The organism is Nocardia higoensis NBRC 100133, from assembly GCF_000308595.1.
In the GTDB taxonomy this organism is placed as follows: Bacteria; Actinomycetota; Actinomycetes; order Mycobacteriales; family Mycobacteriaceae; genus Nocardia; species Nocardia higoensis.
Genome location: NZ_BAGA01000144.1, coordinates 24625 through 50246, shown reverse-complemented (window position 1 = coordinate 50246; position 25622 = coordinate 24625). Strand labels below are relative to the sequence as shown.

General features: G+C 70.3%; 25 protein-coding genes and 1 pseudogene. 11 read left to right on the top strand and 15 right to left on the bottom strand.

The annotated features are described in order from the left end of the window. Positions 1 to 44 precede the first annotated feature (44 nt). The gene (locus ON26_RS26350; RefSeq protein ID WP_040799854.1) at positions 45 to 1115 is read right to left on the bottom strand and encodes an ABC transporter ATP-binding protein; all 1071 of its coding nucleotides are present in this window, start codon (positions 1113 to 1115) and stop codon (positions 45 to 47) included. A 113-nt stretch (positions 1116 to 1228) separates the two neighbouring features. Between ON26_RS26350 and ON26_RS34785 the strand changes: the two genes are divergently transcribed. After that, positions 1229 to 1450 carry a catalase gene (locus ON26_RS34785; protein WP_040799852.1) on the top strand — a complete coding sequence of 74 codons (222 nt, stop codon included), beginning with the start codon at positions 1229 to 1231 and terminating at the stop codon, positions 1448 to 1450. Between the two features lie 242 nt (positions 1451 to 1692). After that, a complete protein-coding gene (locus ON26_RS26340) occupies positions 1693 to 2487 on the top strand; it encodes an LLM class F420-dependent oxidoreductase (RefSeq protein ID WP_040799850.1) in 795 nt (264 codons plus the stop codon). 22 nt (positions 2488 to 2509) lie between these two features. Here ON26_RS26340 and ON26_RS26335 read toward each other — a convergent pair whose 3' ends face one another. Next, positions 2510 to 2764, bottom strand: a complete 255-nt coding sequence (locus tag ON26_RS26335; protein ID WP_157172019.1) for a hypothetical protein — start codon at positions 2762 to 2764, stop codon at positions 2510 to 2512. Positions 2765 to 2951: 187 nt separating this feature from the next. Here ON26_RS26335 and ON26_RS34780 point away from each other — a divergent pair, with 187 nt between their 5' ends. The 3 genes from ON26_RS34780 (at position 2952) to ON26_RS26325 (ending at position 4207) form a co-directional block, all read left to right on the top strand. After that, positions 2952 to 3275, top strand: a complete 324-nt coding sequence (locus tag ON26_RS34780) for a recombinase family protein (RefSeq protein ID WP_051027629.1) — start codon at positions 2952 to 2954, stop codon at positions 3273 to 3275. 394 nt (positions 3276 to 3669) lie between these two features. Continuing rightward, positions 3670 to 3888, top strand: coding sequence for a hypothetical protein (locus ON26_RS33640; RefSeq protein ID WP_157172018.1), 219 nt, complete (start codon positions 3670 to 3672; stop codon positions 3886 to 3888). Then, entirely contained in the window at positions 3860 to 4207 is a 348-nt protein-coding gene (locus ON26_RS26325; protein ID WP_040799847.1) for a hypothetical protein, read from the top strand. Before ON26_RS33640 ends, ON26_RS26325 begins: the two co-directional genes overlap by 29 nt. 170 nt (positions 4208 to 4377) lie before the next feature. Here the strand turns inward: ON26_RS26325 and ON26_RS26320 are convergent, their stop codons facing one another. Continuing rightward, entirely contained in the window at positions 4378 to 5295 is a 918-nt protein-coding gene (locus tag ON26_RS26320) for a hypothetical protein (RefSeq protein WP_040799844.1), read from the bottom strand. Between the two features lie 333 nt (positions 5296 to 5628). Here ON26_RS26320 and ON26_RS35140 point away from each other — a divergent pair. Beyond that, a pseudogene (locus tag ON26_RS35140) lies at positions 5629 to 5868 on the top strand (recombinase family protein); the annotation flags it as partial. A 144-nt stretch (positions 5869 to 6012) separates the two neighbouring features. Here ON26_RS35140 and ON26_RS35135 read toward each other — a convergent pair. The 6 genes from ON26_RS35135 to ON26_RS26295 are packed head-to-tail and all read right to left on the bottom strand — an operon-like array spanning position 6013 to position 11863. Then, on the bottom strand, positions 6013 to 6141 hold the full coding sequence (locus ON26_RS35135; protein WP_083884362.1) for a DUF4913 domain-containing protein: 129 nt from the start codon (positions 6139 to 6141) through the stop codon (positions 6013 to 6015). Positions 6142 to 6174: 33 nt separating this feature from the next. Then, positions 6175 to 7431: a CHAT domain-containing protein gene (locus ON26_RS26315; protein ID WP_040799841.1), complete on the bottom strand. Its 1257-nt coding sequence runs from the start codon at positions 7429 to 7431 to the stop codon at positions 6175 to 6177. Then, a complete protein-coding gene (locus ON26_RS26310; RefSeq protein ID WP_040799839.1) occupies positions 7428 to 8954 on the bottom strand; it encodes a tetratricopeptide repeat protein in 1527 nt (508 codons plus the stop codon). Before ON26_RS26310 ends, ON26_RS26315 begins: the two co-directional genes overlap by 4 nt. Next, entirely contained in the window at positions 8951 to 9235 is a 285-nt protein-coding gene (locus tag ON26_RS26305; RefSeq protein WP_157172017.1) for a hypothetical protein, read from the bottom strand. Before ON26_RS26305 ends, ON26_RS26310 begins: the two co-directional genes overlap by 4 nt. A 1-nt stretch (position 9236) precedes the next feature. Continuing rightward, on the bottom strand, positions 9237 to 10262 hold the full coding sequence (locus tag ON26_RS26300) for a proline dehydrogenase family protein (protein WP_174375451.1): 1026 nt from the start codon (positions 10260 to 10262) through the stop codon (positions 9237 to 9239). After that, positions 10262 to 11863 (bottom strand): hypothetical protein, encoded by a 1602-nt coding sequence (locus ON26_RS26295; protein ID WP_040799833.1) that lies wholly within the window; start codon positions 11861 to 11863, stop codon positions 10262 to 10264. The genes ON26_RS26300 and ON26_RS26295 overlap by 1 nt, the downstream gene beginning before the upstream one ends. Positions 11864 to 12033: 170 nt before the next feature. Here ON26_RS26295 and ON26_RS26290 point away from each other — a divergent pair, with 170 nt between their 5' ends. Together ON26_RS26290 and ON26_RS26285 are read left to right on the top strand one after the other, a co-directional pair. Then, positions 12034 to 12561, top strand: coding sequence for a lipoprotein LpqH (locus tag ON26_RS26290; protein WP_040799831.1), 528 nt, complete (start codon positions 12034 to 12036; stop codon positions 12559 to 12561). 116 nt (positions 12562 to 12677) lie between these two features. Further along, positions 12678 to 13502: a hypothetical protein gene (locus tag ON26_RS26285; protein WP_040799829.1), complete on the top strand. Its 825-nt coding sequence runs from the start codon at positions 12678 to 12680 to the stop codon at positions 13500 to 13502. A gap of 263 nt (positions 13503 to 13765) precedes the next feature. Here ON26_RS26285 and ON26_RS26280 read toward each other — a convergent pair whose 3' ends face one another. After that, the gene (locus tag ON26_RS26280; RefSeq protein ID WP_218000631.1) at positions 13766 to 15019 is read right to left on the bottom strand and encodes an RNA polymerase sigma factor; all 1254 of its coding nucleotides are present in this window, start codon (positions 15017 to 15019) and stop codon (positions 13766 to 13768) included. Beyond that, entirely contained in the window at positions 14992 to 15411 is a 420-nt protein-coding gene (locus ON26_RS26275) for a YciI family protein (RefSeq protein WP_040799825.1), read from the bottom strand. The genes ON26_RS26280 and ON26_RS26275 overlap by 28 nt, the downstream gene beginning before the upstream one ends. Before the next feature lie 238 nt (positions 15412 to 15649). Between ON26_RS26275 and ON26_RS26270 the strand changes: the two genes are divergently transcribed. Continuing rightward, positions 15650 to 17704, top strand: a complete 2055-nt coding sequence (locus tag ON26_RS26270) for a PhoX family protein (protein ID WP_040799823.1) — start codon at positions 15650 to 15652, stop codon at positions 17702 to 17704. A gap of 33 nt (positions 17705 to 17737) precedes the next feature. On the opposite strand, the gene ON26_RS26265 is transcribed toward ON26_RS26270, so the two are convergent. Genes ON26_RS26265 through ggh form a run of 3 tightly spaced genes read right to left on the bottom strand, consistent with a single transcriptional unit; the run spans position 17738 to position 20730 of the window. Then, positions 17738 to 18487 (bottom strand): glycoside hydrolase family 25 protein, encoded by a 750-nt coding sequence (locus ON26_RS26265; RefSeq protein ID WP_051027625.1) that lies wholly within the window; start codon positions 18485 to 18487, stop codon positions 17738 to 17740. A 22-nt stretch (positions 18488 to 18509) separates the two neighbouring features. Continuing rightward, positions 18510 to 19385: a hypothetical protein gene (locus ON26_RS26260; RefSeq protein ID WP_051027623.1), complete on the bottom strand. Its 876-nt coding sequence runs from the start codon at positions 19383 to 19385 to the stop codon at positions 18510 to 18512. Between the two features lie 7 nt (positions 19386 to 19392). Continuing rightward, complete coding sequence (gene ggh, locus ON26_RS26255) at positions 19393 to 20730, bottom strand: glucosylglycerate hydrolase (protein WP_040799819.1); 1338 nt, start codon at positions 20728 to 20730, stop codon at positions 19393 to 19395. Positions 20731 to 20874: 144 nt separating this feature from the next. Between ggh and ON26_RS26250 the strand changes: the two genes are divergently transcribed. Beyond that, the gene (locus ON26_RS26250) at positions 20875 to 21576 is read left to right on the top strand and encodes an SDR family oxidoreductase (RefSeq protein WP_040799817.1); all 702 of its coding nucleotides are present in this window, start codon (positions 20875 to 20877) and stop codon (positions 21574 to 21576) included. 224 nt (positions 21577 to 21800) lie between these two features. Next, positions 21801 to 22607 (top strand): polysaccharide deacetylase family protein, encoded by an 807-nt coding sequence (locus ON26_RS26245; RefSeq protein ID WP_040799816.1) that lies wholly within the window; start codon positions 21801 to 21803, stop codon positions 22605 to 22607. 81 nt (positions 22608 to 22688) lie between these two features. Here ON26_RS26245 and leuS read toward each other — a convergent pair whose 3' ends face one another. Next, positions 22689 to 25532, bottom strand: coding sequence for a leucine--tRNA ligase (leuS, locus tag ON26_RS26240; RefSeq protein ID WP_040799814.1), 2844 nt, complete (start codon positions 25530 to 25532; stop codon positions 22689 to 22691). Between the last annotated feature and the right edge of the window lie 90 nt (positions 25533 to 25622).

Sequence of the window (25622 nt, the reverse complement as noted above, 5' to 3'; positions counted from 1 at the left end):
ACCCCGGTGATCCGGTGGTGCGGCCCGTGGCGTCGGGGGCGCTGTCAGTTCAGGCGGCGGCCGTCCGCCGGGGCGAAGAAGTAGGTGCGCTCCGGCGTCGTGGAGAGGAAGAGCCGGTCGCCCTTGGCGGGCGGGTTGCGCCAGTCGGCGCGGGCGACGATCGTCTCGCCCGGGCCCTCGCCGAGCGTGCGCCCGTAGACGTAGGCATCGGAGCCGAGCTCCTCGACCACGTCGACCTCCATCTCGATGCCGGAGTTGCCGAGCTCGAAGTGCTCGGGCCGGATGCCGACGACGAGTTCGCGGCCGCCCTGCTCGGCCACCGAGCGCGGCACCGGCAGCCGGAACCCGCCGAGGACCACCGCGCCGTACTCGACCGGCAGCGTGAACATGTTCATCGCGGGCGAGCCCATGAAGCCGGCGACGAAGGCGTTCGCCGGGTCGCGGTAGAGATCGCGCGGGCTGGCGCACTGCTGCAACAGCCCGTCCTTGAGCACCGCCACGCGATCACCCATCGTCATGGCCTCGACCTGGTCGTGGGTGACGTAGACGGTGGTGGTCGACAGCCTGCGCTGCAACTGGGCGATCTGCGTGCGGGTCTGCACGCGCAGCTTGGCGTCCAGGTTCGACAGCGGCTCGTCCATCAGGAAGACCTGCGGCTGGCGCACGATCGCCCGTCCCATCGCCACGCGCTGACGCTGACCGCCCGAGAGCGCCTTGGGCTTGCGATCCAGAAAGGGCTCCAGATCCAGCAGCTTGGCCGCCTCCAGCACGCGCTGGTCCCGCTCGGCCTTGGCGACCTTGGCCAGCTTCAACGCGAAGCCCATGTTCTCGGCCACCGTCATGTGCGGGTAGAGCGCGTAGTTCTGGAACACCATCGCGATATCGCGTTCCTTCGGCTCCACGTGCGTCACATCCTTCGCGCCGATCAGGATGCGTCCCCCGTTCACCTCCTCCAGGCCGGCCAGCATCCGCAGCGAGGTGGACTTCCCGCATCCGGACGGACCGACCAGCACCAGGAACTCGCCGTCGGCGATCTCCAGTTCCAGTTCGTCGACAGCGGGCTTGCTCGCCCCCGGATAGAGCCGGGTAGCGCGCTCGAAGGTAACCGTGGCCACGGCAGATCATTCCCTTCACCGGCAGGAACGTGCCGGACGATCCGAGTTACAGGGGTCGGGGGGACTCTAGACCAGCGCGGCGTGATCCGCGGTTCGCGGGAGTGGTTCAGGGCGTGACGCACCAGGTGAAGTACCACTGGATCCCGAAGGCGGGCGTGCAGAGCCTGACCGAGGCCGACACCGCCGCCATCCAGGCGAACGACCTCGGCCACGCGAGCAAGGATCTGTACGAGCACCAGCGCGTTGCCAACCTGGGCGAGCACGGTCCGCGCGATGTCTCCGGCCCGCAGATGACGCACTGCGTGCCGAACGAGCGGGAGGTGCTCGCGGCCTGATCGCGATTCGAGGTGGTTCGGACATTCGTGTCCGAACCACCTCGTGCGTGTTGAAGCCGAGCTGTGAGTCGACGTAGGCGGCTGTTCGGTGTTCGGTAACGACCGAACGCCGGGGCGTGATCGCGGTCGAGATCGTCGGACGCATTCGGCGCGTCCGCACATGACCTCTTCGCCCCATGTCGAGGATGCCCGCTGCCGGTAGGGTCGATCGGGGACAGCGCTGCCTGAGAAGGAGGACTTTCATGAGTCGACCGGTTCGGATCGGACTTCAGCTGCAGCCGCAGCACGCCCCCGACTACGGCCTCATCCGCGACGCGGTGCTGCGCGCCGAGGACGCGGGCGTGGACATCGTCTTCAACTGGGACCACTTCTATCCGCTCAGCGGCGACCCGGTCGGCGCCCACTTCGAATGCTGGACCATGCTCGGCGCTTTCGCCGAGCAGACCGAGCGGGTCGAGATCGGCGCCCTGGTCACCGGCGGCGGCTACCGCAATCCCGATCTGCTCGCCGACATGGCGCGCACCGTCGACCACATCAGCGGCGGACGACTGATCCTCGGCATCGGCGCGGGCTGGTTCCAGAAGGACTACGACGAGTACGGCTACGAATTCGGCACCGCGGGAACACGTCTGGCGCTGCTGAAGGAGTACCTGCCGCGCATCACCGCGCGCCTGGGCAAGCTCAACCCCCAGCCGACCCGCCGCATCCCGATCCTCATCGGCGGCGGCGGCGAGCGTAAAACCCTGCGCCTGGTCGCCGAATACGCCGATATCTGGCACAGTTTCGCCGATCTCGACGCGCTCGCGCGCAAGAACGCGATCCTGGCCGAGCACGCCGCCGAAGCAGGCACCGACGCCAAGCGCATCGAGCGCTCGGTCGCCTGGCCCGGCCTCGACGAGGCCAAGGCCTACCTCGACGCCGGCGTCACCCTCTTCACCGTCGGTTCCTCCGGTCCGGATTACGACCTCGAGGAACTGAAGACGGCGATCCGCTGGCGCGACGAGGTCAATCCGGTGGACGTGAGCGGCGGGTCCTAGGCCCGGCGATCGCCCACGCGCCTCACTGCACCCGGTGGCTGAAGAACCCGTGTCCGCAGGACGTGTCTGCGCAGTTGAACGGGCGAGCCGCGGTGGGGCCCGGCTGCCGGTAGCCCTCGCAGCCGCAGCGGCGGCAACTGAAATCGCCCTCCTCGTCGATGTCGACGTCGGGGACCGGGATAGCGCGTGCTTCCCCGAGCGCCCGGTCGAGCACGGCGTCGCGGGCGTCGAGCGCTTCCCGCTGGGCGCGGGTCAGGGTCTTTCCTGAGAGGGACATGATCGCTCCTTCCTTGTGCACAACCTGCCTTGTGCACAACCTGGAAGAGCAGCATCGCTCCGGATTCGGGGGTGCGCGCGAGTGGTCGCTACTCGTTTTCGGCCGCGCGTGCAGGTGGCCGGGTGCGGTTGGGCCCCGTTGCGCCGCGGTGTGGTGTTCCGAAACCTCGGGCTCGGACGGATACAGTTTGATCGAGTCCGTCGCGGACGTCTACGGCCGCTATCCCTTGTTCATGCCGTCGAGCGACCTGCTCCCGCCGGGTAGCTCATCGGTACGGCGGATCTCCACCGCCGAGCAGAACCCCGCCCACCCAATCGACGGCCCGCGCCGTGCCGGCGTCGCTGCGGCCGACATCCACATCGACACCGCCTTCAGTGCGAAAGCCTCCCGCCCGCAACCGGACCCGGTGCTCGAGATCGCTCGCGAGGGCGACACCATTGTCGTCACGCCCCTGGACCGGCTCGGCCGCTCGGTCCTGCATCTGGTCACCCTCGACGCCCCAACTGCGTGAGCGGGATCGCGGCCGCGTCGGTGGCCGCCGCCCGAAACTCACCGTCGCCCGGTCCGAGACCGCGCAACGGCTCTACGACGAACGCCAGCACACCGTCCAGCAGATCGCCGACATCCTCGGCGTGAAGCGCTCCACTCCATGTCCGGAACCGGAACACATCCAGCTCACGCACACGCGTGCGAGCGAGCGGCGTCCATGATCGCAGTTCGGGCCTCCGGCGGGCCAGGCCTGACTGTCGATACCCACGTCGCCGTCGCGCCCGACCGGCCGTGATCGCGCCGGGCCGGTATGGTCTGCGGATCGGAACCGGTTGTCGTGGAACCGGATCGGCTCCGGCGGCGTCCAACCAGATGTCCAACCAGATGTCCAACCAACCATCTACAGGGGGAACATCATGGTCGGGACAGTCAAAGCAGTGGTCGGCGCCGTCATGCTGGGGGCATTGGTGCTGGCGCCCGCCACGGTGGCCGGCATCGCCGCCGCGACCACCATCAACTGCGTGTACACCGGCCCGATCGTCGGGCACCCTGGCATGCAGTATGTCTGCTACGTGATCCATGACGACGGTTCGAGGGAGACTTTCTATGCACCAGGCCCCGCAGGCCGGCTCTGACCCGGTCGTCCATGTCAGCCAGAAGCCCGAGTTCGTCGACCAGGCCGACGGCACGGTCCGCGCCTACTACCCCGGCGAGGACTGGTATGTGACCGGCGCCGACCGCGCCGACGCGATCCGCGCCCTCACCACCGAGGTCGACCGCCGTATGCAGGACCCGAACTATGTGGCCCAGCACTTCGCCATGGCGCAACGCCACCTCGACGGCGAACACACCCCCGGCTTCGAGGTGCAGCTCTTCGACCAGGACCAGTACCGGGCCCGCATGAGCGAGATCGGTGACGCCCTGCGCGAAGGGCGAGCACCCGACTCGGAGTAAGGCCCGCAGCGATCCGATCGCCGCAGGGTTCGAACAGCAATGGGGCTCGGCGGCCGATGGCGGCCAGGCCCTATTCCCGATGGCGTCAATCAAGTGCTGGACGACGACGCTCTGCGCGACGACTCCGCCCGTCCGCGATCGCCCTACAGCGGCTACAGAACGGACGTCATTCAGCCGGTGTGCTTGAATATCCAGCCTGTCGTGTGTCGCTGGTAGAGACGTGCGGCGGATCCGGCGATGTCGACCGATGCCGGGTTGTTGTCGAGGAGTTGCCAGCCGGTCATGGGGGTGCCGGTGAATTTGAAGATTGCGCCGGTGCTGTGGCGTTGGTAGAGGTTTCCGGCGGCGGCGACGATCTGCTTGGTGGCGGTGTTTTTGTCGAGGAGCTGCCAGCCGGTTATCGGGGTGCCGGTGAATTTGAAGATTGCGCCGGTGCTGTGGCGTTGGTAGAGGTTGGTGCCGTCGGCAGCGATGTCGACCGATGCCGGGTTGTTATCCAGCGCCTGCCAGTTCGGGAACGGATTCACGTTCCAGGCTTCGAAAGCCAATTCGAAGCGTCCGCCGTCGCCGTTGATGTTGACTGACTTGCGAACTGGTTCACCTGCGTTTGCCCGGCGTAGTTCGTCGGCTGTGAACCGCAACTCAGTGATCCCGATCTTGTCATCGAAGTTCGGGGCGCCCGTGGGTGTTCCCATCGCCGAGTTGATGTCTCGGATCAGTGCTTTGACCTTGTCGTTCCGCGATGCGGAGAGGCTGCCGAGAACAGAGCTACCGACAACGCCCTTCACGATTCCTCGCAATGCTTCGGGGTCGCCGTCGTCGTTCTCCATGAGGCTGACAACGAAGATTGCCTTCTCCGGGTCGGTGAGTTCTGCAGCCGAGCCGTTCAATCCCCAGAACGATTGCGACGGTCCTGGGGCGGGATGTGTCTCTTCGTCGTCGACGTCATTGAAGCCGTATCGCGTGACCTCGAATGCCGGCTCAGGCGCCGCCAGATTCACGCTCGTCACCAGGACGTACGGTTCGTCGGCGCCGACTTCATCGGTTTCTTCATGACTGTGTATGGATTTCAGGTAGATCTGGATCATCGTCACATTCCTCTCGGATAGCGAGCGGCACGCTCTCGTCTGCGGGATGACTAGGTGCAACTCGGCAGGTTGGTGCTGTTCACCTGGGGCAAGACGGTGGGCACTTCGAAGTGTTCACTCACGCTCGACCGATCACGCGAGTAGTGACCTACGCGTTTATTCACATGCCGGGAGTCGGCGGTCGCGAGGGCTGCAGGACCCGCTCATGACGTGTGCGCGATAACGGCTATCGGGCACGCCGTCATGGGCAAGGGGGTGCTGGTTGTCGGGGTGCGTGCGGGCGGCAACGGATAAGGGCGGGTCTTCACCGCCGAGCAGAACCCCGCGCACCAGATCGACGCCCTCACCCGTGCCAGCGTCGCCGAGGATTACATTTCACATCGACACCGCCTCCGGCGCCAAAGCCTCCCGCCCGCAGCTGGACATCGTGCTGAAGATTGCCCGCGAGGCGACACCATCGTCGTCACCCGGCTGGACCGGCTCGGGCGCTCCGTCCTGCACCTGGTCACCCTCGGTGCCCGGCTGCGCGAGCGCGGGATCGGGTTGCGGGCGATCGAGCAGGGCATCGACACCGACACTGCCGAAGGCCGCGCCATGTTCGGCATGCTCTCGGTCTTGGCCGAGTTCCAGCGGTGTTGTTCTCGGGCACCTACACCTCCGGACCCGGCCTGGGCCGACGGCTTGTTCCAGGGCGGTGGTGATCGTCTCCCACGCCCCCTACGCCCGCCAGAACAGCGACGACTCGACCGTCTCCCCCGTGCGCAGGGCCTCGAATGCCCGGTGCAGGGCGGTCGTCCGGTTGCAGACCTCGCCGTGGTCCCACCAGCGCGGGCACCACGCGAGCAAGGGGAGCGGTTGGGTAACGCGCGCGGGACTGGCTCAGGTGAGGAAGGTGGCGAGGGCGGACCAGAGCAGGGGGGAGTGTTCGACGGCTCCGGTGGTCCGCCAGGCGTCGAGGTGGGTGCGTTGCCAGTGGTGCAGGGCCGCGAGCGGGTCGTCCTGGTCGTGGGCGGCGTCGACAGCGCAGATGGTGTCCTGGAGCGGAATGGCGTGGGTGGCGCCGGCGAGGCGTTGGACGGCGAGGTCGGTGGGCAGGGGCCAGCGGGTGGCGGTGACGAGTTCGGCGCCGCCGTGGATCATGGCGGCGACGAGGCCGAGGGATTCGGTGAAGCGTAGGTCGCCGCCGCTTTCGCAGGCGATCAGGGCTACTCGGCTCGGGATCGGCCACAGGTCGGGGCCTGCCACGGGGTCGGGGGTCAGCGTATGGGTGCCGAGCAGGAGGTCCTTGGCCGAGAGGGGGCGGTGGGTGCGCTGGGGGGTGGCGAAGCCGGTGGTGTCGGCGGTGCAGGCGAGGTGGAGTTCGGCGTTCTCGCTCTGGCCGGATTCGGGGACGGCGGCGGTGACGTGGCCGACGTAGACGAGTCGTGAGGCGCCCGCGCGCAGGGTGTCGGAGAGCCAGGTGCGGTCGAGGTCGGTGCGGCGGAAGACCTGAGAGGGGTCCTCGGCCTCGGGGCGGAAGCGGTTGAGCGACAGGTGTTTCGCCACCCGTTCGGTGAGCGGGGTGGGCGTGGTGATGCGGCCGAGGACCGAGCCGAGCGCGGAGTCCGCGCGGAAGCCGGGGACGCGCGGGTCGAGGACGGCGACCACGGGCAGGTCGCGGTCGGCGGCCCAGCTGCGGGGGATGCGGGTGGGGGCGTGGACGATGCCGGCGGGAGCCAGCAGACCGAGGTCGGCGATGTCGAGCAGACGCAGGCCGGGATCGGGGGCGAGGATCTCCCAGGGCACCTGGGCGACGCGGGGCGAGGGTTGCAGGCGCAGGTGGGGGCGGATGCCGCGGGTGTGGAGGTCGTGGAGTTCCACCGCGAGGCCGTGCGGGATCAACGCGCGGGAAAGTCGCTGGGCCAGTGCGTGTTCGCCGTCGGCGACCGCGAGGGCGCCGGTGGTCAAGGCGCGCTCGAGCGTCCCCGGGACGGCGGGATCGGGCAGCGCTTCGGCGAGTTCGCGCACGGCTTCGTCGATCGCGTCTCCGGGCAGTGCGGCGGCGCCACGGCGGTCGGGATCGTCCAGCCTCCGCCAGGACATGTAGAGCTCGCCCGCGTCGGCCATGCGCACGATGATGGTCGGTCGGCCGGTCATGCGGGGAGCACCTGGTCGGTGCGGACGGGGCGGCCGTACTTCTGCTCGGCGGCTGCGATGTAGTCGGCCAGGGCGATGCGGCCGTCCGGGGCGAGCGCCAGGCGCGGCGGCGGGGCGACGGGCAGTCCGGCGGCCGCAGCCACGTGCGCCAGCGCCGCGCCCAGATGCAGGGTGGATGTGCCGTCGGTGGGCGGATCCAACTCCGGCGCCAGCGGTGTCGGTGGCAGCTCGGGGCGCTGTGGCAGCTCCACCCGCGTCATGTCCAGGGTCGTTCCCGCGCATTGTGTTTCGATCAGATCGGCGACGAGCGGACCGTCGCCGCAGCGGGCGGCGAAGCGGAAGGCCAGGCGCATGGCGGGCTCGGCGACCTCGCGATTCCACCGGTCGCGCTGGTGGCCATTGGGCAGGCTGTAGCGAACGGCGTCGATGGCGATGGCGGCGGGGACGGCGAGGGCGCGGCCCAGGGCGAGCAGCTCGGCCGCGGGCTCGGCCATGTCGTCGAGGACCGACTCCAGCAGAGCGGCGTGCCAGTAGTCCAGCTGCGCGCAGTGCAGGCCGAGGCCGTGCTCGGCGTAGGTCCGGTAGGCGGCGGCGAGCAGGTCCCGGCCCGTGCCGATCTCGCCGTGGGTGTAGGCGAGGGTGGCCAGGCGGGTGCGCACGGCCGCGACATCGAGGACGGCGCCGGAGGATTCGAAGCAGTCCAGTGCGCGGCGATAGAAGTCGTCGGCGCGGTCGAGGTCCAGGCGGCGCTCGTGGAGGAACCCGAGATTCTTCAGCCCGACACCGGCGCGGTAGGCGAGGCCGGCGCGCTCGAAGTAGTCCTGGCAGGTCGTCAGCCGGGCCTCGGCCTCGTCGAGGCGGTTCAGCCGCAGCAGCAGGACAGCCAGATCCTGCTGGGTCTCGGCGATCGCGTTGACATTGCCCGCCGCGTCGAACGCGGCCAGTGCCTGCCGGGCGAAATCGAGGCCGAGGTCGTGGCGGCCGGTCTCGAAGTACGCGCCCGCCAGGTTCATCAGCGGATGACCGCTGAGCTCGGGGGCGAATCGGACGGCTGCCTCCAGTGACTCGGTGGCCAGCTCGATCACGCGCGGCCACTGCGAGCGGTGGAAGGCGACAGCGGTGAGCGAGAGCAGGCAGGCGACCCGCAGCGAGGCGGGGATGCTCTCGCCCGCGGCGAGTTCGCGGGCCTGTTCGAGCGCTGCCTGCGCCTCGTGCAGAGCGCCGATGTGTTGCAGCGCCTGGGAATAGTTGATCAGCGCCGATGCGCGCTTTTCCGCGGCATCGGCCGGTATGCGGGTCAGCGCCTCGCGGTAGCGGGTTATCGAACCGTGGTGGTCGCCGAGTTCGTCGTACATGGCGGCGGCGTTGATCAGCGCGCTGACGCGTACGCCGTCGGTGCCGATGCGCGCCGCCTCCTCGAAGATTCGCGCTGCCTCGGCCGGGTCGCCGCGCTGGTAGGCGGCAGCGCCCGCGTGCAGCAGGTCGAGGCCGGGCGGATCGGCGGCCGCGTCGTGGGCAGTCATGCGCGAGTCCCAGACATATTGCGGCCGCGATCGACTCGCATGTCCGGCGGCCTGTCATTCGGGTGTGTCGGGGCGCTGCCGCCGGAGTAGCGGGTCGCGGCGCTGCCGGCGGCCCGTGCCTCTTGCCCGCTGTGCCGCACAGTGGTGACGACCCGGTCGTCGCCGGTTCCCAGGTCGATGAACTCGGTGCCGCTGCCGGAGGGGTCCGTCAGGTCGCTGTAGGTGGAGGCGTGGGCCTGGGTGCTGTCTGCGGAAGCGATGGTCATGTCGTCTCGGGGCATGTCAGAAGTCCGAATCCTCGGCAGCTGCGGCGATTTCGGCGAGCAGAGGGGTGTCCCCGGTGCCGGTGGCCTCCGGCTCGGCGGCTCGGCGGAGTCGTTCGGCAGCCAGTGCCCGGATGCGCGCCCGGGTCGCCGGTTCGATCGGGTCGGCGACGGCCGGCCCGACGCCGGGCACATGGACATCGACGCGCGCGACGACTTCCGATGCGATTTCGAATGCTCCTTGCCAGGTGTCGCCGGACAATCGGAGTGCCGCGTCGACGGTGCCCGCGCCGGTATCGACCAGCGCGTGCGGCCGCAGATGGGCGGGCACGTCGCCGGTCAGGCCGGGTGCGGCGACCGCGCGCACCCGCACCACGGTGAGGCCGCCCGCACGGGTCAGTTCCCAGGAGACGGCCTGTTCGGAGGCGTCGACAAGGCCGGGCGGGCAGCGTCGCCAATCCCATCCGCCGACACCGCGCCCGAAAGTCAACGCTCCACGTGGGTCGCCCGCCGCCTCGCCCGCCGCGAGGGCGTAGTCCTCGGCACGGGCGGTCGCCGGGACGGCGGCGAGTTCGCGGACGGGCGGCTCGGCGTCGTCGCCGTCGACGAGCAGATCGCACGCCTCGGTGAGAGTGGCGATCTCGTCCTCCAGCAGGCGCTGGTCGAGGGCGGGAATGCCGTCGAGTGTGGAGGCGGGCCACCAGCGGGCGGCCCAGTGCGCGTAGGCGAGCCGCCGTGCTGCCGTGGCTGTTTCGGGCAGGTGCGGATCGGCCGCGAGCTCGACGGGCTCGGCGTGGTCGTTCAGTGCCACGGCCACGGATTCGCCGTAGACCGCCCACAGCCAGTCCTGGGCGGCGGGGAGGTCGTGCAGGATCGCGGCGGGGAGTTGTTGCCGCGACAGCAGGCTCCAGCTCAGATGACCGCCGACGACCTCGATGACGGTGGTGTCGAGGGCGGGCGCCGGGTCGAGGACGGTGGGCGCGCCGGGCGGGGCGATGCTCCACAGATCGGGCTCGACGCGGCGGACGAGCACGGTGCCGGGCATCAGCTCGCCCTCGATTCACCCGTGCCGGCCGCGGGTGCGAGGGCGGCCACACTGAGCGCCTTCTTCACCCTGGTGCGGTGGTCGAGGATCACCGAACGGACCACGCCGTCGAGGAGATCCCACAGCTCGTCCGGGCTGTCCATGGGGACCGCGCGTACATCGCGGCCGTGCAGTCGCACCCAGAGTCTGCGCAGGTAGGGGCGCCAGGGAGCGCCGAGTTCGGCGGCGATCACGGCGAGCGGGTCGCGGTCGGGCTCGGCGTCCGCGACGGAGTGGACGCCGAGCCTGCGGGCCTGCAGCACATAGGCTTCGCGGCGCCAACGGGCGTTGACCACCCGGTGGGCGGCCGACTCGTCGTTGCCGTGTGGTGCGGCCGCTTCTGTGGCGATCGCGGTGAGCGGGGGACGGTCGAGCGGGGCGAGTCCTGTCGCCAACGCGACGCCGACCGCCGCTGTCGCGCGCAGTGACTCGTCGAGCAGTGCCCACGGCGCGCAGCTGCGTGCGATCTCGTCGGTGACCAGATCCGGGATCGGGGGCAGCTCGGCGCGTTCGGTCGAGGCCTGCAAGACGGTGAAGACGCGCTCGTGGATCGTGCGGTCGAACGGAAGCGCCAAAGTGGCTGTGGCTGCGGAGGAGCCGACGTCGGGCTGGGGCGGCAGTGGGTGCGCGGTGAGCCCCAGGCCTCTGCCGGATGCCTGATCGGACTCATGGGAGATGCCGGCGGAGTAGCTGGAGGTCCGTATGGACTGGCTCGAGGTCGGTGCAGGCGGCCGGCGGGATGGCTGCGCGGTTCGGCCGGGAGGCTCCGGGTGCGAACCGGAGGCGACTTCGGTGGAAGTCGTCGTGTCAGGGCGGGATGCTCCGGCCGCAGGCGCGAACGCGTTGTACCACAGTGTTATTCCGGCGTGAGTGCCCACATTGGCCGCAACGGCGGTGTCGAAGAGGTCGGCGGTCGATCGCGGCCGATCATGCCGTGCGTATCCAGCGCCGGAAGGGGTCGGCGATGCACCGTCCACTCCGGCGCGCGCCGCCACGGCCGCGTCGAGCAGTTCGCGCAGCAGCGGCCCGTGATCGGGCGTGGCGACAGGCCCTGGACGGCGCGCCCATGCGGTCTCGATGAGCGTGCCGAGCCGGGCTGCGGTGGCGGGATCGGCCAGGTGCTCCTTGAGCGCCTGGGTGGTTCGGCCGGCGGAGTTTTCGTGGATCTCGCGCAGGGTCGCCTCGGCGCGTAATCGATCTCGGGCCGGATCGGGATGGCCTCGGGTGACGGCCAATTCGAAGCAGCGCTGGAAGTACAGGTCCTGGGCATTGCCCTCGGTGATGCGCAGTGCCCGGCGCACCTGTTTGAGCAGGGTGAACCAGGCGGCGGTGGCGCGCAGCCGGTCGGCGGCGGCGTGCACGCGGGCGGCCAGCAGGGTCGCGCCGTCGTCGGTGAGCACCGCGCCGGCGCAGGCGGGATGCTGCATCGGCCGGATCACCAGCGGATCGAGGATCAGCTTGACGGTGCGGCGCAGCGGACCGCCGTGCGGCCCGCTCAGCGCCTCGACGCCGTCGAGCCCGCGCCACACCTCGTCGAGCACAAGGGCGCGGGGTCGTCGCATGCGCTCAGGCTAACGCGTCGTGCCCCGACCCGGGAGTGGTTGTCGCCGCACCGCTGTGACCAGGGTGGATGCCGAAAAGTTGGGATCGGTAGGCGCGGAGCCGTTCCTACTTTTCTCTCAACGGCCCGAACCGAAAGGCCGCACCGCACAGACAGACAGGATCGAACACCATGAGCACCACGACCTTCCGCACCGCCGCCCTCGCCGCCTCCGCCGCCGCCCTCGCGCTGCTGGTCACCGCCTGCGGTGACGACGCCGGGAGCACGGCCACCCCGCAGAACGGGCCCTCGGCGGCGCCGACCGCCCCGGCAGGCGGATCCGCCGCCAGTGTCGACGGCAAGGCGCTCGAGGCCACCTTCGACACCACCTGCGCCAAGCAGGGCGACACCCTGGCCCTGGCGCTGACCGACAACGCCAACGGCGCCTACGGCCAGTTGTCGGTGAGCGCGACCATCACCGGCGACACCGTGCAGGCGGTCGGCATCGCGGGCACCAAGGGCGGCGACTCGGGCACCCCGTACGCGGTCGGCTACGGCAACGGCCAGCCCGGCGGCTCGGCGAAGCTGACCAAGGACGGCAACACCTTCAAGGTGACCGGTGAGGGCGTCGGCGCGGTGGATCTCACCAACCCGCTGGCCGGGCCCAGCACCGCCACCTTCGACATCACCTTCGCCTGCTCCGACATCGTCGGCGCCTGAGGCGATCTCCGCTCGGTCCGAGCACCCGGCTCCCCGTCGTCGCGCACCGCAATCGCGACGACGGGGTGGCCAGGAACCCGGAACAACCTGTTCCCCAACACTTTCGAGGAGTTCTCATGATCCGCACCCTGCGCGTCGCCGTCGTCACCGCCGCCGCCCTGGCCATCGGCGTCTACCTCTGGCACGGCCTGACCTACCAGCCCGGCTCGCCCTGGGAGCCCGGAGTCCTCGCCTGGGCCAACGGCTACCTGGCCCTGCCGATCCTCGCGGTCGTCGCGGTGAGCACGGTCTTCACCTTCACCTCGCTCGCGGGCGGACTGTTCGGCGGGGACCTGTTGGCGGCGTTCACCGGCGGCAACACCGGTGAGTTCCGCGACGCGCTCGTCGGCATCGGCACCGTGAAGTCGGTCGGTGAGACCGGTGTGCAGGTCAACGACCGGCCGATGGTCCGGATCGACTTCAGCGTCGAGGGGGCGGACGGCGCGGTGTTCCCGGCGTCGGCGCGGATGGTCGTGCCGCTCACCGAACTGTCCCTGCTGCGGCCGGGCGTGGTGCTGCCGGTCCGGTACCTTCCGCACCGGCCCGGCAAGGTGCAGGTCGACCTGTCCGGCAACAGCGTCGCGGCGCAGCAGGTGATGAACCAGTCCATGCTCCGCAAGGGTTTCACCACGCAGGCCAAGCTCGACATCGCCGCGCGCGGTATCGCCGCCCAGGCGGTCGTGCAATCGCTGGACGTGCCGGGCGAGATCCGCGACGGGTACACCAAGGTCGTGCTCGGTCTCGCCGTCACCCGGCCCGACGGCAGCATGTTCAGCACCCGCGCCGAGAAGTTCCTGCCGCCGGCCGGCGTCGCCAATGTCCAGGTCGGCCGGATCGTGCAGGTGCACTATCTGCCCGGCAACGAGACCGACGTCGTGCTGTCCGTCCCGGTGAACGCCTGAACCCGGCCACCTGCCCGACGCGCCGGGCGACGCATCCCGCCCATCCTGAACCCGAACGCCCGGCGTGTACCGCCGGGCGTTCCCGCGCACGCCTGCCGCCGTGCCCGCCGTCTCATGCGATAGCGACTCGGGTCCGCGCCGTCTCAGGCCGCATCGACTCGGGGCCGCACCGTGCTCGCCGAGGGAGTCGGCATCGACTCCGGGGTCGCGCCCGTGCCCGCCGCCGTGCGCGGGATCGACTCGGGGTTTCACCGTGCCCGAGTTCAGCCGCCGAGCGCTGCGGCCTTCTCCTCGAGCACCGAGCGCTGTGCCGCATTGGCGCACAGCTTCGCGGCCCGCAGGTATTCCTCGCGTGCCTCGTCCCTGCGTCCCGATCGGGCCAGCAGCTCCCCGCGCACCGCGGGCACCAGATGCGAGCCGGGCAGATCGATTCCCTCGACCAGGCCGAGCGCGGCCTCCGGGCCCGAGAGCATCGCGACCGCCACCGCCCGGTTGAGCTCGACCACCGGGGACGCCGTGGCCTGCACCAGCGCGTCGTACACGGCCACGATCCGCGCCCAGTCGGTCTCCGCGACAGAGGGTGCCCGGGCGTGGCAGGCCGCGATCTCCGCCTGCGCGGCATACGGCCCGAGTCCGCGTTCGCCGCGCGCCCGCTCCAGCGCGGCCAGGCCACGGCGGATCGCGGCCCGGTCCCAGCGCGTGCGGTCCTGGTCCTCCAGCAGCACCGGCCTGCCCGCGCCGTCCAGCCGGGCCGGGAACCGCGCGGCCGTGAGCTCCATCAGCGCCAGGAGTCCGAAGACCTCCGGTTCGGGCGCGAGCCGGGACAGCACCCGGCCCAGACGCAATGCCTCCCCGGCCAATTCGGTGCGCAGCCAGGTGTCGCCGCCGGATGCCGACGACCCCTCGGTGAAGATCAGGTAGATCACCTGCAGCACCGACCCCAGCCGCTCCCGCCGCTGCCGTGCGCCGGGCACCTCGAACTCCACTCCGGCCGCCGTCAGCGCCTTCTTCGCGCGGGTGATGCGCGCCTGCACGGTGGAGACGGGGACGAAGAACGACTGGGCGATCTCCTGGCTGGTGAGGCCGCCCACCACCCGCAGCGTCAGTGCGATCCGGGCTTCTCTGCCCAGTACAGGATGGCAGGCGACGAACATCAGGGCCAGCACGTCGTCGTCGATGTGCTCGGGATCGAACAGGTCGTCCTCGACGGATTCGTCCAGGGTCCTGGCGAGTTCGGCGTACTTGGCGTCGAGGGCGGCGCGCCGCCGGAATCCGTCGACGGCCCGGCGGCGGCCCACCGTGAGCAGCCAGGCGGTCGGCTCGCGGGGCACCCCCTCCACCGACCAGGAGACCAGCGCTTCGGCCAGCGCCTCCTGGGCCAGGTCCTCGGCGAGCGCGAAATCGCCGGTGTAGCGGGCGAGACCACCGACGATCCGGGCGGACTCGCTGCGCCACACCGCCTCGACGGTGCGGCGCGCGGTCCCCGCGGTCACAGCTGGCCGGTCTCCTCGCGCCAGGCGCGCTCCTTGGCGATCCACTCGTTGTCCTGCGGGAACTCGTCGATCGTCGGGATGCGCCGGATCTCGACCTTGCTGCCCTGCTGGTTGGGCGCCCGCTTGGCCCACTCGATCGCCTCTTCCTTGGACGCGACGTCGAGGATGTAGTAGCCGGTGAACAGCTCCTTGGTCTCGCCGTAGGGGCCGTCGGTGATCACCGGGGTGTCGCCGGTGAAGTCGAGGACCACGCCCTCGGCCGGATCGTCGAGCCCCTCGGCGGCGAGCAGCACGCCCGCGCGGATCAGTTCGTCGTTGAACCGCCCGACCTTGTCGAGCATCTCCTCGAACGGGGTCTCGGCCATCGCGGCCATCGCGGCGTCGGTCGGCCGCCAGATCAGCATGTACTTGCTCATGGTGTGCTCCTCGTTTCGCGGGCCCTTCCGGCCCTCTCACCACAAGGTCGAACAGGTCGCCGCCGGATCGACACCTCGCCCGGAAATTCTTTTCGGGGAATCCGCGTCCACCCTAATCGGGCGGCCGGGCGTAGAAAGGGCACAACGGGTGGGTACGAGGCGTTGTCCGGCTGTTCACCGCGCTGTCGCCTCCGACTCGTCTGCGGCGTTTACGGTGCGCGAACAGCCTCAGTCAGGAGTGATCGTGAAGCCTCTTGCCCTGTTCGTCACCCACGACGGACGTTCGTCCCGGTCCAGGGTGACGTGCGAATACAAGTGCGCCAACGCCTGTTTCCACGAGGTCCCCAACACCTCGGGCAACGCCTACTTCGGTGACATCGTCGCCTCCCTGAACCGGCGCGGACTGCTCAAGGGCAGTGCGGCGGCCGTGCTCGCGGTGGGTGCCGCGAGCGCGCTGGCGGCGTGCGGCGACGACGCCTCCGCGCCGTCCGGTGAGGGCGGCGAGACCATCCCCGGTACCGACTTCACCGCCGTCGCGCCGAACACCGAGGACGCGGTCGTCGTCCCCGAGGGGTACGAGCAGGGCGTCGTCATCCGCTGGGGCGATCCGGTGCTGCCCGACGCGCCCGCCTTCGACTTCGACCGCCAGACCGCCGAGGCGCAGAGCAAGCAGTTCGGCTTCAACAACGACTTCGCCGCGCTGCTGCCGATCGACGGTGAGCCCAACAGGTACCTGCTGGTGGTCAACCACGAGTACACCACCGGGCCGAACATGTTCCGCGGCTACGACGCCGACAAGCCCACCGACGAGCAGATCGCCGTCACCCAGATGGCGCACGGCCTCAGCGTTGTCGAGGTGGTGGGCGAATCCGGTTCCGGTGCACTGAAACCCACCTTCGGCAAGTACAACCGCCGCATCACCCCGAATACCGAATTCGTCCTGACCGGCCCGGCCGCGGGCAGCGATCTGGTCAAGACCTCCGCCGACCCGACCGGCACCAAGGTTTTCGGCACCGTCAACAACTGCGCGGGCGGGGTGACGCCGTGGGGCACCGTGCTCTCCGGCGAGGAGAACATCCACGGCTATTTCGCCAATGCCGACAAGGTGACCGGTGAGCGGCCCGCCGCGGCACTGAAGCGCTACGGCTTCGCCGGGGGCGCCACCGTCCACAAGTGGGAGCGCGCCGACAAGCGCTTCGATCTGGCGCAGGAACCCAACGAGGCCAACCGATTCGGTTATGTGATCGAGGTCGACCCGTGGGATCCGGCCTCGGTGCCGGTCAAGCACAGCGCCATGGGCAGGCTCAAGCACGAGGGCGCCACCATCCACGTCACCGCCGACGGCACCGTGGTCTCCTACACCGGCGACGACGAACGCTTCGACTACATGTACAAGTTCGTGTCCGCGCGCCGGATCCAGCCGGGCACCGGCGCCGCGAGCCGCCGCGCCAATATGACCATCCTGGACGCGGGCACGCTCTACGTCGCCCAGCTGACCGGCGATCACGCCGAGGCGATCGACGGTTCCGGTACGGTGCCCTCCGACCGGGGCTTCACCGGCAAGGGCCGCTGGATCCCGCTGCTCGAGACCGGTGCGGACGGCAGGGGCAAGTCCCTGGTTGAGGGTTTCACCGCCGAGGAGGTCGCGGTCTACACCCGGCTCGCGGCCGACAAGGTGGGCGCGACCAAGATGGACCGGCCGGAGGACTTCGAGGCCAGCCCGGTCACCGGCAAGGTCTACGTGGCGCTGACCAACAACGACAAGCGCGGCACCGAGGGCAAGCCCATCGCCGACGAGGCCAATCCGCGCCACCTGAACAAGAACGGCCAGGTCCTGGAGATCGACGACGACCACGCCGGCACCGAATTCACCTGGTCGCTGCTGCTGGTCTGCGGCGATCCGGTGGCTGCCGACACCTACTTCGGCGGGTTCGACAAGAGCCGGGTCAGCCCGATCTCCTGCCCGGACAACCTGGCCTTCGATCCGTACGGCAACCTGTGGATCTCCACCGACGGCAATGCGCTGAAGTCCAACGACGGGTTGTTCTCGGTGGTGCTGGACGGCCCGAATCGGGGGGAGACCAAGCAGTTCCTCACCGTGCCGAAGTCGGCGGAGACCTGCGGTCCGATCGTCACCGAGTCGCGAGTGCTCGTCTGCGTGCAGCATCCCGGCGAGGACGACGATGCGACGGCGGAGAACCCGACCTCGCACTGGCCCGAGGGCGGCGACGCGCAGCCGCGTCCGGCGGTCGTGGCGGTGTGGCGCTCCGGTGGCGGCCGGATCGGCGTCTGACCGCCTCGGGCCGGCCGGCGCGGCCGCCCCGGTTCAGCTGCTGCCGAACAGCCCGCTCATGTTCGCGAAGCGCGCGAAATCGCCCTGGGCGCCGCTGTAGACGTTGAGATCGGTCGGGCCCGCGATGCCGGGCACCGAGCCCCGGTCGGTGGTCTGCCAGAACGTCCAGGTGGGCCACCCGCCGGGTACTTCCGGTGCGGCATTGCCGCGATAGTCGGCGATCCACAGCGGATAGTGGGTGAACTGATTCGTATCGGCCATGGCGGTGCGCCAGAACACCGGGTAGGTGTAGATGATCGGCGTCCGGCCGGTCAGCGCGCGCACCGTGTTCAGGTAGCGATGCGTCCAGTCGATCAGCGCGCCGGGGGCGAGGCCACCGGAGTGCTCCAGATCGAGCACCGGCGGCAGATCGAGCGGCCCGTTCTGGCCGAGGACCGTCGCCGCGTACAGGACGGCCTGCGGTTCGGGCGGCAGCTGGGGGCGGGCGTAGTGGTACGTGCCGCGCGCGACGCCCGCGGCACGCATGAGCAGTGAGTCCGGCACGAAATAGGGGTTGACGTAATCGAGGCCCTCGGTCGCCTTCACCATGGCGAACGGGTGCCCGGCCCGGCGCACGGCGAACCAGTCGATGAGCCTGCCGTCGATGTGTTGCCAGGAGGACACGTCGGGTCCGGTGGGGGCCGCCGTCGCCGTGGGAGCGGGGACGGTTGCGGTGAGGATGCCACCCAAGGCGAGCGCGGACAGCATCAGTGCGCGGGTCGATCTCCGGGAAGTGGAGTCCATGCCGGTCGACGATAGCTACCGGTTAGCGCGGTGACCAGTGTTGCTGGTGTGTCGTGAGCTGGGAACCGCGGTAGTCCATCAGCGCGTCCGTCCACCCGCTCGTCCCGCCCGGCACCGGCCAGGCCATCGTCCGCTCGTGACCGTAGGCGAACCGCGCCATGCCCGCGTCCATCCGGGCCGTGGCGGCGCGCCGGGCCCGGTCGTCGCGCAGTCCGGCCAGCACCTTGCGCTGATGGTCGACCGCGCCGAGGATCGCCTCGGTCTGCCGTGCGACGCTCCACCCGCGGGCCAGCACGATCGAGGCGGGTTCGCGCCCCTCGGCCAGCGCGGCGACGGCCCGGTCGTGACCGTCGAGGATCACCCAGCCGTCGAAACCCGATACCTCCCAGAGCAGTACCGGCGCGAGGTCGCCGGTGCGCGCCCGCTCCCGCAACGCGGGCATCCACGGGGCGTCCGGCTCGGTGAGCGGCCGCAACGGGATGACGGCCGTGCAGCCGCGCCGCCAGTCCAGGTATCCGCCCGGCCAGTCGCGCAGCAACTCCTCTTCCCAGGTGCCGGGGGTCAGGCGCTCGCGATACTCCAGCAACCAGCGGCCAGGGTGCAACGGCGAGTTGTCCGCGCGGGCGAGCATATCGGCGAAACACGACAGCCACTGCGCGTCCGCGGCGGGGCCGGACTGCGGTGCGGGCGGCAGTGGCGGGAGCGGAGCACGGAAACCGGTGCGGCGGAACAGCTCCACCCCGGTGCGGGTCGCGTCGATGCGGCCCAGCAGAATCGCCAGCCCCTGCTGGCGCAGCAACATCCGATCGGTGCCCGCCACCTCCATGTGCAGTGGCGGGCGGCGTAGCGGGCCGGTGGACGAGAGCACGATGGCGTCGTCGAGATCTTGGCGTTTCATCGGTGGTTCAGCCGAGCCAATCCAGTACTGAGGCGGCGGTCCAGGATTGCTGCATGCTGCCCAGCGGTTCGCCGGTGAACGGCTCGTAGTACTCGGCGAAGCTGCCGTCGGCGGCCTGGCGCAGCCCTTCGGCGCGCAGGGTGTGGGCCCGCTCGGCCCAGCCGCGGCGGGCGAACGCCCAGGAGAACAGCCAGCTCATCACCGGCCAGACCGGGCCGCGCCAGTATTCGCGGGAACGGAAGTCCTTGGAGACCGGCGAGGTGGACGGCGGCAGCGCGTAGCGCAGATCCGGGTGCCCGCAGAAGCGCGGGCCCTCGAACAGCCGCAGCAGCGCCCGCTCGGTCGCGCGCGGCAGCCCGCCGCACAGCAGCGGCGCGAACCCGGCCAGCGTCTCGGTGCTGATCGAGCGTTGCATGCGCACGTCGAAATCGCGCGCCACGCCGCTGCGCGGATCGGTGGTCGCGATGACGCCGGTGCGGAACCGGTCCGCCCACGCCCGCAGGTCGCGCACATCGACGTGCGGCTGCCGGTGCTCCTCGCCGATATCGGCCAGCACCTCGCAGGCCAGCGCGAAGATCGCGGTGACGAACACGTCCTGCACCGCGAAGCTCATGGTGGCGCGCAGTTGATCGTCGTCGTAGCCGACCCGGCGCATCTGCTCGACCAGCCACAGGTAGCGGTCGTACTCCCGGTCGCTGGGCCGCTGGGTGGGATCGGATACGACGAGCACGTCGGCGCGCTCGTAGGGTGGCAGGTCGCCGGGGGCGACGTTCGCGTAGGCGCGGTCCCAGCGCGGCGAGTTGTCCATGCCCGATTCCCAGCCGTGATACAGCGTGATCCGCCCGTTCGACTCGGAGTCGCGGGCCTCGGCCAGCCAGCGGTGCCAGCGCACCAGATCCGGCCAGCGCCGGTTCAGGAACTCCTCGGCCACCGCCCTGGTGCTGCGCCCGTGCCTGCGCGAATGGTCGAGGACGCGCTGCACGGCGATGGCGTGCACCGGCGGCTGCATGATGCCGGAGGTGTCCGGTCCGTCGGGGGCGTGCGCGGCCAGCTGCCTGCACTCCCAGCGCGCCGGACCGGGGAAGTAGCCGTCCTTGCCGTTGGCGAAGACGATGTGCGGGATCATCCCGTTCTTCCATTGCGCCGAGAGCAGGGTGTCGAGCTCGACGACCGCGCGCTCGACGCTCAGCGGGGCCAGACCGACCGTCACGAACGCGGCGTCCCAGCTCCACATGTGCGGATACAGGCGCGGCGCGGCAGTGGTCATGGTGCCCAGGTCGTTGCCACGCAGAAGGTAGGCGGCTCGTGCCGCGAGTTGCGTGGGGGTGAACCCCGGATGTGCCATTTCTCTATTCTGCGTTGCCGGGCGCTTACCCGCCCGCTCTGCGGGGTATGTACGCGGTGCGGCCGCCGCGCGTTCGCTCCGACACCCCCGGGCCTGTTCCGCCCGGCCCGGCCGGACACGGCGGCGCTGTCTACCCTGGGCGCCATGACCGCAGTCACGAGCCTGCCCAAGCCCGCCGCCCTGATCACCGGCGCGAGCCGCGGCCTGGGGGCAGCCATCGCCCGCGAACTCGCCCCCACCCATGAACTGCTGCTCGGTGGCCGCACGGCCGAATCGCTCGGACCGATTCTCGCGGAACTGCCCGAGGCGACGGCCTGGCCGGTCGAACTCACCGACTACGAGGCGGTGGCGGCAGCGGTGGCGCCGATCAGCCGGCTCGACGTGCTCGTGCACAACGCGGGCGTCGCCGACATCGGCACCATCGCGGAATCCTCGGTGGCGCAGTGGCGAAAGACCCTGGAAGCCAATCTCATCGCCGTCGCCGAGCTGACCAGGCTGTTGCTGCCCGCCTTGCGCGCCGCCGAAGGCCATGTGGTGCTGATCAATTCGGGTGCGGGCCTGCGCGCGAGCGGCGGCTGGGGCTCCTACGCGGCGAGCAAGTTCGGGCTGCGCGCCTTCGGTGACGCGCTGCGCCTGGAGGAGCCGAAACTGCGGGTCACCTCCGTGCACCCCGGCCGTATCGACACCGACATGCAGCGCGAGATCGTCGCGGGCGAGGGCCGCGACTACCACCCGGAGGAGTTCCTGCGCCCGGAGACCGTCGCGCGCGCGGTACGCCAGGCCGTGGAGACGCCGCGCGACGGACATCCCACCGAGATCGTGCTGCGGCCCGTCCCCGCCCGCTGAATCCGCTCGTCGCATCTCGGTCCCGCATCGCGCGGGCCCTGCCTCGCGTCGTGTTCCCGCCGCACGCCGTTTCCCGCCCCGTGTGAGCGCCGGCCGGCCAGCGGCGACAGTGCCGGCGGTTGCCGTGGATCTGCTTCGGGCCGGTCTATCATCCCTGCGTTCGACGAATTCGAAACCGACTACCGTCGATCCGCTCGCGCGGCGGCGGGGGACAGGCGGGGCGTATGCGACGACGGGAACTGCTGACTCTGGCCGCGGGCGCCGCATGGTTGCTCTCCGCCTGCACCGCGGGCAGTGAGGCCGCCGAAACGCTCGCCTCGGACGGCGCGGCGGGCGGTCCCGAGCCGTTGCCTCCCGCACCGACTCGGACGCCGCTGCTGCCGCCCCCGCCCGGCGGGCCGAAGACCCGGCTCACCCGCCAGACCATCACCGCACTGCCCGGAGCGGGGACCGCCATGGCGCTGACCGTCGACGACGGCGCCGATCCGGAGGTGGTGGGCGGCTACATCCGGTTCGCCCGAGACACCGGAGCCCGCTTCACCTTCTTCGTCACCGCGCACTACGACGCCTGGACCACCCACCGGGCGGATCTGCGCCCACTGGTCGAATCCGGCCAGGTGCAGCTCGCGAACCACACCTGGAGTCACGCCGACCTCACCACGCTGCCGCCCGCGGGCATCGCCGCGGAACTCTCTCGCGCCCGGCAGTTCCTGCGCGACAACTACGGAGTCGACGGCACCCCGTACTATCGGCCGCCCTTCGGCAGGCACAACGCCGCCGTCGACGCGGTCGCCGCCGATCTCGGCTACACCGTGCCGACGATGTGGTACGGCTCGCTGTCGGACTCCGGGCTGATCACCGAGCAATTCCTGCTCGAGTGCGCGGACCGCTGGTTCAATCCCCAGTCCATCGTCATCGGACACGCGAACGCGCCCACCGTCACGCACTGCTACGCGCGGCTGGTCGAGATCATCCGGGCGCGCAACCTGTCGCTGGTCACCCTCGACGACGTCCTGCTCCCGCCGGTGTGATCCGGTCGCTCCCGTCCACCGTGCAGGTGGCTGCTCCCGACCGTTCGTGCGGCCGGGAGCAGCCGGTGACCGGCCCGAACGTCAGGCGACGATATTGACCAACCGGCCCGGCACCACGATCAGCTTGCGCGGCGTCTTGCCCGCCAGCAGCGCGGCCACCTTCTCGTCGGCCAGCGCGGCGGCCTCGATCGCGGCGTTGTCGGCGTCGGCCGGCACCTGGACGCGGCTGCGGACCTTGCCGTTCACCTGGATCGGGTACTCGACCGACTCGTCCACCAGCCACTTCGGATCGGCCGCCGGGAACGGGCCGTGCGCGAGGGATTCGTTGTGGCCCAGGCGTTCCCACAGCTCCTCGGCGATGTGCGGGGCGAGCGGGGCGACCATCAGCACCAGCGCCTCGGCGGCCACGCGCGGCGTGCCGTCCGGGTAGTTCTTGGTGAGGTGGTTGGTCAGCTCGATCAGCTTCGCGCCCGCGGTGTTGTCGCGCAGCGCCGCGAAGTCCTCGTCCACGCCCGCGATGGTCCGGTGCAGGAAGCGCATCGTCTCGTCGGAGGGCGCGTCCTCGACCACCCGGGTCGCGCCGGTCTCCTCGTCGACGACCAGCCGCCAGACGCGCTGCAGGAAGCGGTGCGCGCCGACGACGTCCTTGGTGGACCAGGGGCGCGAGGTGTCCAGCGGGCCCATCGACATCTCGTAGAAGCGGAAGGTGTCCGCGCCGAACTGGTCGCACACCTCGTCCGGGGAGATGGCGTTCTTCAGCGACTTGCCGATCTTGCCGTACTCCTGGAACACCTCGTTCTCGGAACCCGAGGGATCGGTCCAGAAGAACTTGCCGTCGCGTTCGGTCACCTCGGCGGCGGGCACGTACGCGCCGCGCGAGTCGGTGTAGGCGAAGGCCTGGATGTAGCCCTGGTTGAACAGCCGCCGGTAGGGCTCGCTGCCGCTGACGTGGCCCAGGTCGAAGAGCACCTTCTGCCAGAACCGCGCGTAGAGCAGGTGCAGTACCGCGTGCTCGACGCCGCCCACATAGAGGTCGACGCCGCCGGGATCGTCCGGGCCGTGCTCGGCGGTGCGCGGGCCGAGCCAGTACCGCTCGTTCTCGGCGGCGCAGAACATGTCGGTATTGGTCGGGTCGGCGTAGCGCAGCTGGTACCAGGAGCTGCCCGCCCAGTTCGGCATGACGTTGGTGTCGCGCCGGTACCGGCGCGGGCCGTCGCCGAGATCCAGTTCGACGTTCACCCAGTCGGTGGCCTTGGCCAGCGGCGGGGAGGGCTCGGAGCTCGCGTCGTCCGGGTCGAAGGTGACCGGGGCGAAGTCGTCGATCTCCGGAAGCCGCACCGGCAGCATGGATTCCGGCAGGGCATGCGGCGCGCCGTCCTCGTCGTAGACGATCGGGAACGGCTCGCCCCAGTAGCGCTGGCGGGCGAACAGCCAGTCGCGCAGCTTGTACTGCACGGTTCCGGTGCCGTGTCCGTCGGCCTCCAGCCTGCCGATGACGGTGGCCTTGGCTTCTTCGACCGAAAGGCCGTTCAGGTAGCCGGAATTCACCAGCTCGCCCTCGCCGTTGTGGGCCGCCGCGGTGATGTCGCCGCCGGAGATCACCTCGAGGATCGGCAGGCCGAAGGCGGTGGCGAACTCCCAGTCGCGCTGGTCGTGGCCGGGGACGGCCATGATCGCGCCGGTGCCGTACCCGCTGAGCACGTAGTCGGCGATGAAGATCGGCACCGGCGCGCCGTTGACCGGATTGACCGCGTGCACGCCGAGGAAGACACCGGTCTTCTCCTTGTTCTCCTGGCGCTCGAGATCGGTCTTGGCCGCGATCGACTTGCGGTACTCGGCGACCGCGTCGGCGGGAGTGGCCGCGCCACCGGTCCAGCGGGCGTCCACGTCGGCGGGCCACTCGGCCGCGACCAGCGCGTCGACCAGGTCGTGCTCGGGGGCCAGCACCACATAGGTGGCGCCGAAGAGGGTGTCGGGGCGGGTGGTGAACACCTCGATCTGCCCGGCGGGGGAGTCGAACTTCACCTGCGCGCCGCGCGAACGCCCGATCCAGTTGCGCTGCATGGACTTGACGTTCTCCGGCCAGTCCAGCAGCTCCAGGTCGTCGACCAGCCGATCGGAGTAGGCGGTGATGCGCATCATCCACTGCCACAAGCGCTTACGGAACACCGGGAAGTTGCCGCGCTCGCTGCGCCCGTCGGCGGTGACCTCCTCGTTGGACAGCACGGTGCCCAGGCCGGGGCACCAGTTGACCACCGAATCGGTCTGGTAGACGAGGCGGTAGGAGTCGATGATCGCGGCGCGCTCGGCCGGGGTCAGGCTCGCCCAGTCCGCGCCGCCGGGGGCAGGGCGCGCACCGGAGGCGAACTGCTCCTCCAGGTCGGCGATCGGGCGGGCGCCGTCGGCCTCGAGGTCGTACCAGGCGTTGTAGATCTGCAGGAAGATCCACTGCGTCCAGCGGTAGTACTCCGGATCGGTGGTCGCGAAGCTGCGGCGGCGGTCGTGGCCGAGGCCGAGGCGATCCAGCTGGCGCTGCATGTTCGCGATATTGGCCTCGGTGGTGTCGCGCGGATGCGCGCCGGTCTGCACGGCGAACTGCTCGGCGGGCAGGCCGAAGGCGTCGTAGCCGAGCGCGTGCAGCACATTGCGGCCGCGCATGCGGTGGTAGCGGGCGAACACGTCGGTGGCGATGTAGCCCAGCGGGTGGCCGACGTGCAGGCCGACGCCGGAGGGGTACGGGAACATGTCCTGGACGAACAGCTTGTCGGCCGGGGTGTCGCCGGCCAGCGGTCCGGTGGGGTTCGGCGCCTGGAACGTCCCGCGCTCCTGCCAGCGCTCCTGCCACCGGCGCTCGACGCGCCCGGCGAGCGCCGCGTTGTACCGATGCTCGGGTACATCGCTTTCGGTTGCACGAGTGTCCTGCACGATCCCGCCTTCTCTTGTGCGCCGTTCCGGACAGAGTCGGCTAACAGGGTAGAACGTGCTCCCGAACGGACCGGACGTCGGGCCGTGTGG

Excerpts from the sequence above, each read along its gene's own strand:
- ON26_RS26315 (WP_040799841.1), bottom strand. The coding sequence starts at position 7,431 with ATGACCGGCCGACCGACCATCATCGTGCGCATGGCCGACGCGGGCGAG.
- ON26_RS26310 (WP_040799839.1), bottom strand. The coding sequence starts at position 8,954 with ATGACTGCCCACGACGCGGCCGCCGATCCGCCCGGCCTCGACCTGCTG.
- ON26_RS26265 (WP_051027625.1), bottom strand. The coding sequence starts at position 18,487 with ATGGACTCCACTTCCCGGAGATCGACCCGCGCACTGATGCTGTCCGCG.
- ON26_RS26340 (WP_040799850.1), top strand. The coding sequence starts at position 1,693 with ATGAGTCGACCGGTTCGGATCGGACTTCAGCTGCAGCCGCAGCACGCC.
- ON26_RS26325 (WP_040799847.1), top strand. The coding sequence starts at position 3,860 with ATGCACCAGGCCCCGCAGGCCGGCTCTGACCCGGTCGTCCATGTCAGC.
- ON26_RS26275 (WP_040799825.1), bottom strand. The coding sequence starts at position 15,411 with ATGAGCAAGTACATGCTGATCTGGCGGCCGACCGACGCCGCGATGGCC.
- ON26_RS26300 (WP_174375451.1), bottom strand. The coding sequence starts at position 10,262 with ATGCCCGGCACCGTGCTCGTCCGCCGCGTCGAGCCCGATCTGTGGAGC.
- ON26_RS33640 (WP_157172018.1), top strand. The coding sequence starts at position 3,670 with ATGGTCGGGACAGTCAAAGCAGTGGTCGGCGCCGTCATGCTGGGGGCA.
- ON26_RS26305 (WP_157172017.1), bottom strand. The coding sequence starts at position 9,235 with ATGCCCCGAGACGACATGACCATCGCTTCCGCAGACAGCACCCAGGCC.
- ON26_RS26320 (WP_040799844.1), bottom strand. The coding sequence starts at position 5,295 with ATGATCCAGATCTACCTGAAATCCATACACAGTCATGAAGAAACCGAT.
- ON26_RS26250 (WP_040799817.1), top strand. The coding sequence starts at position 20,875 with ATGACCGCAGTCACGAGCCTGCCCAAGCCCGCCGCCCTGATCACCGGC.
- ggh (WP_040799819.1), bottom strand. The coding sequence starts at position 20,730 with ATGGCACATCCGGGGTTCACCCCCACGCAACTCGCGGCACGAGCCGCC.
- ON26_RS26295 (WP_040799833.1), bottom strand. The coding sequence starts at position 11,863 with ATGCGACGACCCCGCGCCCTTGTGCTCGACGAGGTGTGGCGCGGGCTC.
- ON26_RS26260 (WP_051027623.1), bottom strand. The coding sequence starts at position 19,385 with ATGAAACGCCAAGATCTCGACGACGCCATCGTGCTCTCGTCCACCGGC.
- ON26_RS26335 (WP_157172019.1), bottom strand. The coding sequence starts at position 2,764 with ATGTCCCTCTCAGGAAAGACCCTGACCCGCGCCCAGCGGGAAGCGCTC.
- ON26_RS26285 (WP_040799829.1), top strand. The coding sequence starts at position 12,678 with ATGATCCGCACCCTGCGCGTCGCCGTCGTCACCGCCGCCGCCCTGGCC.
- ON26_RS26245 (WP_040799816.1), top strand. The coding sequence starts at position 21,801 with ATGCGACGACGGGAACTGCTGACTCTGGCCGCGGGCGCCGCATGGTTG.
- ON26_RS26290 (WP_040799831.1), top strand. The coding sequence starts at position 12,034 with ATGAGCACCACGACCTTCCGCACCGCCGCCCTCGCCGCCTCCGCCGCC.